General features: G+C 68.6%; 8 protein-coding genes. 5 read left to right on the forward strand and 3 right to left on the reverse strand.

The annotated features are described in order from the left end of the window. Window positions 1–78: 78 nt before the first annotated feature. Together LCL61_RS35830 and LCL61_RS35835 are read left to right on the forward strand one after the other, a co-directional pair. Entirely contained in the window at window positions 79–597 is a 519-nt protein-coding gene (locus tag LCL61_RS35830; protein WP_340683842.1) for a helix-turn-helix domain-containing protein, read from the forward strand. Further along, on the forward strand, window positions 594–1,814 hold the full coding sequence (locus LCL61_RS35835) for an MFS transporter (RefSeq protein ID WP_340683843.1): 1,221 nt from the start codon (window positions 594–596) through the stop codon (window positions 1,812–1,814). The genes LCL61_RS35830 and LCL61_RS35835 overlap by 4 nt, the downstream gene beginning before the upstream one ends. A gap of 42 nt (window positions 1,815–1,856) precedes the next feature. On the opposite strand, the gene LCL61_RS35840 is transcribed toward LCL61_RS35835, so the two are convergent. Then, a complete protein-coding gene (locus tag LCL61_RS35840; RefSeq protein WP_340683844.1) occupies window positions 1,857–3,233 on the reverse strand; it encodes an amidase in 1,377 nt (458 codons plus the stop codon). An 8-nt stretch (window positions 3,234–3,241) separates the two neighbouring features. Further along, window positions 3,242–4,231, reverse strand: a complete 990-nt coding sequence (locus tag LCL61_RS35845; RefSeq protein WP_340683845.1) for a D-2-hydroxyacid dehydrogenase — start codon at window positions 4,229–4,231, stop codon at window positions 3,242–3,244. A gap of 98 nt (window positions 4,232–4,329) precedes the next feature. On the opposite strand from LCL61_RS35845, the gene LCL61_RS35850 reads away from it, so the two are divergent. The 3 genes from LCL61_RS35850 to LCL61_RS35860 are packed head-to-tail and all read left to right on the forward strand — an operon-like array spanning window position 4,330 to window position 6,581. Then, on the forward strand, window positions 4,330–5,070 hold the full coding sequence (locus LCL61_RS35850) for an Asp/Glu/hydantoin racemase (protein WP_340683846.1): 741 nt from the start codon (window positions 4,330–4,332) through the stop codon (window positions 5,068–5,070). A gap of 44 nt (window positions 5,071–5,114) precedes the next feature. Further along, window positions 5,115–5,885, forward strand: coding sequence for a maleate cis-trans isomerase (locus tag LCL61_RS35855; protein ID WP_340683847.1), 771 nt, complete (start codon window positions 5,115–5,117; stop codon window positions 5,883–5,885). A gap of 3 nt (window positions 5,886–5,888) precedes the next feature. After that, window positions 5,889–6,581: a GntR family transcriptional regulator gene (locus tag LCL61_RS35860; protein WP_340683848.1), complete on the forward strand. Its 693-nt coding sequence runs from the start codon at window positions 5,889–5,891 to the stop codon at window positions 6,579–6,581. Between the two features lie 4 nt (window positions 6,582–6,585). Here the strand turns inward: LCL61_RS35860 and LCL61_RS35865 are convergent, their stop codons facing one another. Further along, window positions 6,586–7,062 (reverse strand): DUF4262 domain-containing protein, encoded by a 477-nt coding sequence (locus LCL61_RS35865; RefSeq protein ID WP_340683849.1) that lies wholly within the window; start codon window positions 7,060–7,062, stop codon window positions 6,586–6,588. Window positions 7,063–7,566 lie beyond the last annotated feature (504 nt).

A 7,566-nucleotide genomic window follows, 5' to 3' on the forward strand; every position in this document is an offset into this window, starting at 1 on the left:
CCGCACCGGATCTCCCGGCCAACGAGACCCCCAAATAACTGTTTGACGGTTCGCGTCCCGGCAGTCGATACTCGTCCCATGTCCGAGTCCCCCGGCCTCGACGGCTTGCGTGTCCTCGCCCATCCCGTGCGGCTGCGCATTCTGTCGCTTTTGACCGGTGTCGCGATGAGCGCGGCCGAAGCCGCCCGCGAACTCGGTGAGACACAAGCGAATGTCAGCTATCACCTGCGGCGGTTGCACGAGGCCGGCCTCCTGGACGTCGCCGAGGAGGTGCGGATCCGGGGCGGTCTGGCGAAACGCTACCGGCACGATCCGGAGTCCGGATCGCGGTTCACGTCGGCGAATCCGCGGGAAGAACAGCTTCTCATCGCGACGATGGCCGAAGAACTCAAGCGCCGCAGCGAATTCCGTGTTCCCGGCAAGCAGGGGTCGACGAGCGACGCGGAGATGTGGGTCGACCGCGAGACCTGGGAGAAGGCACTCGAACACGCTCGCGAACTGAGCGACCTTCTGCACTCCGCCGCGAAGCCGCCCCGGACCCGGGGCACGATCCCGGTCAGCGCGACGGTCTCACTGTTCGAAATGAGGCGACGGTGACGTCCCTGCGCGAACCACTGCGCCAGCACAACTTCCGCTGGCTGATCGCCGGCCGCACGTTCGGGGAGTTCGGCAACGCCGTCGCCCCGCTCGCGCTCGCCTTCGCGGTGATCGACCTGACCGGTTCGGCCGTCGACATCGGCATCGTCGTCGGCGCGCGGTCCGTGGCGAGCGTCGTCTTGCTGCTGTTCGGCGGCGTGCTGGCCGACCGGCTACCGCGGTCGGTGATCCTGCAAGGCACCGAAGTCGCCGCCACCCTGACCCAGGCGGTCATCGCGGCGAGTGTCCTTTGTGGATTCGCGTCGATCCCCCTGCTGGTCGGCCTGAGCGTGGTCAACGGCGCGGTGGCCGCGATCTCCGCCCCCGCGTCGGCGTCGCTCACCCCGCTGACGGTGCCCGCCATCCTCCTCGCGCAGGCCAACGCGCTGGCCAGATTGCTGTCGAACTCCGGCCGGATCGCCGGCGCCGGGCTCGGCGGCATCCTGGTCACCGCGGTCGGCCCCGGCTGGGCGCTCGCCGGGAACGCGCTGCTGTTCCTGGGCTCCGCCCTGTCCTACCGGTGCATCCGCCTCAGCCGCCGGGAACGGGTCCCCGGCAGCCGTCCGCTGGCGGAACTCGTCGAAGGCTGGCACGAGTTCCGGTCGCGCACCTGGGTGTGGGTGGTGGTCGTGCAGTTCATGGTGGTGAACGCCGTCATCGCCGGCGGGATCGCGGTGCTCGGCCCCGTCGTCGCCGACAGCACCTTCGGGCGCTCCGGCTGGGGATTCGCCCTCGCCGCGCAGACGATCGGCTCGCTCGTCGGCGGGATCCTCGTGGCCCGATGGCAGCCGCGGCGCGCGCTGTTCGTCGGCGTCGCGGTGATCCTCTTCGAAGCGCCACCACTGATCCTGCTCGGCCAGGCACCCTTGCTTCCGCTGCTGCTGGCGGCCATGTTCGTCTCCGGGCTGGCGATCGAGCAGTTCGTGGTCGCGTGGGACGTCTCGCTGCAGGAGAACGTGCCCGAGGACAAACTCGCGCGCGTCTACTCCTACGACATGCTCGGTTCCTTCATCGCCCTGCCCCTCGGGCAGATGGCGGCCGGGCCCGCCGCGCAGCACTTCGGGGTCAGCACGACTCTGCTCGCGTGCGCCGCGCTGGTCGTGGCCGCCACCGGTCTCGCGCTGTGCAGCGGCCAGGTGCGCGGGCTCGTCCGGAAGTCGCACGCCACCCAGCCCTGACGCCCAAGTGGCAGCAAAGGTCCCTTGCTCCCTTTCCGCAGGTCACGGCCAGGGACGGACCTCCTCGAGGAGCTTCGCGACCGCGAGCACCAGGTCGTCGGAGTGCCGCGGGCCGACGATCTGCAGGCCGACAGGGAGACCGCTGGAGGTGCGGCCCGCCGGCACGCTGATCGCGGGCTGCTGGGTCATGTTGAACGGGTAGGTGAACGGCGTCCAGTCCGGCCAGCCGCTCAGCCCGCTGCCCGGGGGGACCTCGTGCCCGGCTTCGAAGGCGGGAATCGGGAGGGTCGGCGTGATCAGCACGTCGTAGCGCGTGTGGAACTCGCCCATCAGGATGCCCAGCGCGGCCCGCTCGGCGTTGGCGCCGAGGTAGTCGCTCGCCGAGAAGGTCTTGCCGAGTTCCCACACCTTCCGCAGGCCGGGATCGACCTTCGTCTCCGAACCGGCGGGGAAGGTGTCCAGCCACTTGGCCGCCCCTGTCGACCACAGGATGTCGAAGGCCGGTTTGGGGTCGGTGAAACCGGGATCGGTCTCTTCGATGTGCAGGCCCGCGTCGCCCAGCGACCGGACCGCCGACTTGACGATCTCCGCGACCTCCGGGTCGACGTCGACGTAGCCGAGCGTCGGCGAGTAGGCGGCGATCAGCCCGCGCACGTCCCGGCGGACGGCCTCGCGATAGGTCGAAACCGGCGGGGCGAGCGCGGCCGGGTCTCGATGATCGGGCAGGGCGAGGACGTCGAGGAGCAGCGCCGTGTCGTCGACCGAACGCGCCATCGGTCCGGCGTGCGAGAGCGGGCCGAACGGGCTCGCCGGGAACAGCGGGATCCGGCCGTGTGTCGGTTTGAGCCCGACGATTCCGCAGAACGAAGCCGGGATCCGGATCGAGCCGCCGCCATCGGTGCCGACGGAGAGCTCACCCATCCCCGCCGCGACGGCCGCGGCACTGCCCCCGCTGGACCCTCCCGCCGTCGTCGACGGGTCGATCGGGTTGCGGGTGATCCCGGTCAGCGTGTTGTCGGTGACGCCCTTCCACGCCAGTTCCGGCGTCGTGGTCTTTCCCAGCAGTACCAAGCCGTTCTCACGCAGCCGCGCGGTGACCGGGCTGTCGACGTCCCACGGCTGTTCGGGGTCGATGCACCGCGAACCGCGCAGCGTCGGCCAGCCCTGGGTCAGGAACATGTCCTTGATCGAGGCCGGGACACCGTCGAGCCAGCCGATCGGATTGCCGTCCCGCCAGCGGATCTCGGCCGCCTTCGCCTGTTCGAGCGCGCCGTCGGCGTCGACCAGGCAGAAAGCGTTGGTCTCGCCGTCGCGTTCTTCGATGACACGCAACGCGTTCTGAGTGGCCTCGACCGGCGACAGCTCTCCGGTGGCGTACGCGGCGACGAGCTCGCTCGCGGTCAACTTGGTGTCGTTCAATCCGGCCCCTAACCTTGGCGAAGCGTCTCCGACGGCACGTACCCGAGCCGCTTGTCCACGACGTTGCGCAGTGGCTCCCCCGCGCGCCAGCGACGGAAGTTGTCCGCGAACACCTCTACCAGAGTATTACGCCAGCCGACGAAGTCGCCCGACATATGCGGCGAGATCAGAACGTTCTCCATAGTCCACAAAGGACTGTCGGACGGCAGCGGCTCGGTGTCGAAGACGTCGAGCGCCGCGCCGCCGAGCCGCCCGTCCCGCAGTGCGCCGATCAGGTCCGAAGTGACGACCAGCTCGCCGCGGCCGACGTTGACGAACCGCGCTCCCGGTTTCATCGCGGCGAAGGTCTCGGCGTCGAACATGCCCTTCGTCTGCTCGGTCAGTGGCGCGACCGCGACGACGTAGTCCGCCCCGGGAAGATGACGGGCGAGGTCCGAAGACGCGTACACGTCCCCGAAGTCGGCATCGCCCTCACGAGGACGGCGTCCGACGCCCGCCACCGACATCCCGGCCGCCCGCAGCATCCGCGCGATCGACCGGCCGATCGGCCCGGTTCCGACCACGAGGACCTGGCGGCCGGAGATCCGTTCACTCTCCCGGTGCTTCCACTGCTTCTGCCGCTGCAGGTCCCACGAGCGGACGAAATCCTTGGCGAACGCGAGGACGACTCCGAGGACGTACTCGGCTATGGCCCCGTCGAAAACCCCTCGGGAGTTGGTGAGCACGACGTCGCTCGCCTGCAGCGCCGGGAAGAGGACGGGGTCGACGCCCGCGCTGGCGATATGCAGCCAGCGCAGCTTGTCGGCCGCGTGCCAGGCACCCGGAACCGCGGTCGAAAGGAAGTCGTAGACGAAGAACGCGTCGGCGCCGGACAACGCGTCGGCCAACCCGGCCTCGCCGGTGTAACGAACCACCGCTCGGTCTTCGATAGCGCGCATGTCCGGTGGGCGCGTGTCTCCGCAGAGCACCGCCAGCACAGGGGTCTCCGAGGCGATCACGTTGACACCGTAAAAGTGACTCGTATGATTGTCAACAATCCGAGGAACGACCCCCGGAGCACCGGACTGTGACAGCAGACGTTTCCGGAGGCTGAGACTTGGATTTCGACTTACTGGAGTTCGAAGGCCCGTTGGCGCAGCGCGGCATAGGCGTGATCGCCCCCTTCGACCTGGCCCTGGAACGTGAGCTGTGGCGCTGGGTGCCCATGGAGGTCTCCCTCCATCTGGCACGGACGCCGTACGAGCCCGTGCCCGTCAGCATGGAGATGGCCCAGCTCGTCAGCGACAGCAGGCATCTCGCCGCCGCCACGCGGGACGTGCTCCACGTCGAGCCCGAAGTCGTCGCCTATCTGTGCACCTCCGGCAGTTTCGTCAACGGTGTGGACTACGAACGCTCGCTGACCAAGGCGATCTGCGACGCGGGCGCGACGGACGCCGTCACCACGTCCGGAGCGCTGGCGGAGGTCCTGCACCAGCTCGACCTCCACCGGGTCTCGGTGCTCACGCCCTACGACGGCGACCTGACCGGGAAGCTGCACGACTTCCTGTCCGAACTCGGGGTCCGCACCGTCTCGAGCGACCATCTCGGCCTGGGTGGCGGCATCTGGAAGGTCAGCTACCGGACCATCGCCGAACGCATCCTCGCCGCCGACCACGCCGACGCCGAAGCCATCTTCGTCAGCTGCACCAACCTCCCCACCTACGATCTGATCGAGCCACTCGAAAGCGCGCTCGGCAAACCGGTCCTCACCGCGAATCAGCTCACCATGTGGGCCTGCCTCCGGCGGATGAACCTGCCGATCGTCGGGCCCGGCGAGTGGCTCCGGGAGGTCGACTGACCTCTTCGCCTACGATTGTCGACAATCTGCCCTCCGGAGGTTCCGTGCCCATCACGCCGTTCGCCCCGCCCGAGCCGCCGTCCGAGACGACCACCATCGGGTTCATCTACCCCGATCACGCGGCCGAAGACGACTACCCGCTCGCGGAACAGCTCCTCGGCGGGGACATGGCCGGGATCAAGCTGCCGGTCGAGCACATCTACGGAACCGATCTGCACGCCGTGCCGGAGCTCTTGGACCTCGGCAGCGAAGGCCGGCTCGCCGACGGCGCCGCGCTCCTGGCCAAACACGAACCCGACGCGGTGGTGTGGGCGTGCACCAGCGGCAGCTTCGTCTACGGCTGGGATGGCGCCCGCGAACAGGCCGACCGGCTGGCCGCCGTCGCCGGTGTCCCGGCGTCGAGCACCTCCTTCGCCTTCGTCAACGCCGCGAGGGCCCTCGGCGTCCGGCGGGTCGCGGTCGCCGCCAGCTATCCGGACGACGTCGCCCGGCTGTTCGTCGAGTTCCTCGGCACGGGCGGGGTCGAAGTGGTGTCGATGGGCAGCGCGGACATCGACACCGCGGCCGAGGTCGGCGAACTCAGTCCGGAAGCCGTCGTCGAGCTCGCGGTGAGCCGGGACCACCCGGCCGCCGACGCGCTGCTCGTCCCCGACACCGCCATGCGGACGCTCGGTGAGATCAACACGCTCGAAACCAGGCTCGGCAAGCCGGTGCTGACCGCCAATCAGGTCACCGTCTGGGAAGGTCTGCGGCTCACCGGGAAGTCCCCGCTCGTCCGCACCTTGGGCGCGCTGTTCGGAAAGAGGGGCAACTGAACCATGTCCTTGCCGGATATCGAGCCGGTCAGCCGGGAGTCGACCGCCGGGATCATCGCGCGGCAGTTGCGGGACGCGATCATGACAGGCGCCCTTCCTCCCGGCACCCAGCTCGGTGAAACGGATCTGGCCTCCCGGTTCCAGGTTTCGCGGGGGCCGCTGCGCGAGGCGATGCAGCACCTTGTTTCCGAAGGGCTCCTGCGCAGCGAGCGCCACCGCGGCCTGTTCGTGATCGACCTCGAGCCCGGCGACGTCTACGACATCTACTCGGCGCGCTCGGCCATCGAGCGCGCCGCGATGCTGCGAGCGCTGCGCGGGGACCGTGAACGGGTCGCCACCGAGCTCGAAGAGGCCGTACGCGCCATGGCCACCGCCGCGGACGACGACGACCCGACCGCGCTCTCCTGGGCGGACCTCCGTTTCCACGAGGCGCTGATCGCCGCTTCCGGCAGCAAACGGCTCGTGCGCATGGCCCGGACCCTGCTGATCGAGACCCGGATGTGCCTCACCGCGCTGCAGGCGACCTATCAGCAGGTCGAGGAACGGGTCACCGAGCACACCAGGATCATCGAAGCCCTGCGGGCCGGCGACGAAGAGACCGCGCTGTCGCTGCTGGAAGCGCACATGGAGGACGCCGTCCAACGGCTCGCCCCGGGAACCAGCCTGCGGGAAGGCGAAGCTCCCACGGTGCCTTAGGGATTCAGCCACGGCCCCGCACCCCCAGCACTGGCTGACCGCCCGTCCCGCCGCGGAAATCCCTGTCCCATGGCCACTTGCCGTGCTCGTCCTCGTAGACCAGTTGCAGCGCACGGAATTCTTCGCCGTACAGGAGAACGGCGGTGAGCAGATGTGCCGGCGGCGAACTGAGCGGAACGATCTCGAACGACGGCCATCCCACTGCGGCGGGCAGCACCTCACCCGCCTCCGGCGGCCCCGATCTGACCACCTGCTGGGCGAAATAGTTCAGCAGCTGGCCGGATCTTCGTTCTCTCAAGCCGGTGACGACGAGTTCGGGCAGCCCGGCGTCGGTGAGCCCGACCGTGTACGCGAAGCCCGGGTGGACACTTCCGCGCTCGACCGTCTGCACCATCCAGCCGTACTTCCGGATCAGCGGACGGACCTCCTCGACGAGGTAGTCGTCGCGGGTCTTCCCGGGGTTGTCGCAATGCCAGCACATCGGCACTCCTCCAGTCGTCGAATCCGATGACCGGCACTGTGCACCGGGTCACCGACAAAAACTCGCGACCCCGGGTGCCGGACCGGCCGCGAAAGGTCCTTCGATGGCGAATTTCGCTCCTGGATTCCCTTCAGGGCAACATTTTCGCCTTTGCTCGAGAAAATTCGCCAAGAGCATGGCCAGGTTGCGCGATGGACTGTCAGGGCCTTTGCCCCGGGGATCCCAAGCGGCATGTGCTCGGCATGGAATGCTCGCAGGGAGCTGAGTTCACAGGCCCGGCGTCCCGATGTGGCATTGGGGACACTCAACGACTCCGATGCCACATCGGGAGCGCGAACGAGTCACCCGACATGCTTACGCGACACGGCAGCTGAGATCTCTGCGTATCTGGCTGCCCCAGGGGCACCAGTGGCGAATCAAGAGCCGGCCAGGTTCCCAATGTCGCATTGGGAACCTGACGCCACTACAGACTTACGTCCCTTGAGTACATGAAGGCCCCTTCCT

The sequence above is a fragment of the Amycolatopsis coloradensis genome (assembly GCF_037997115.1).
GTDB lineage: Bacteria > Actinomycetota > Actinomycetes > Mycobacteriales > Pseudonocardiaceae > Amycolatopsis > Amycolatopsis coloradensis_A.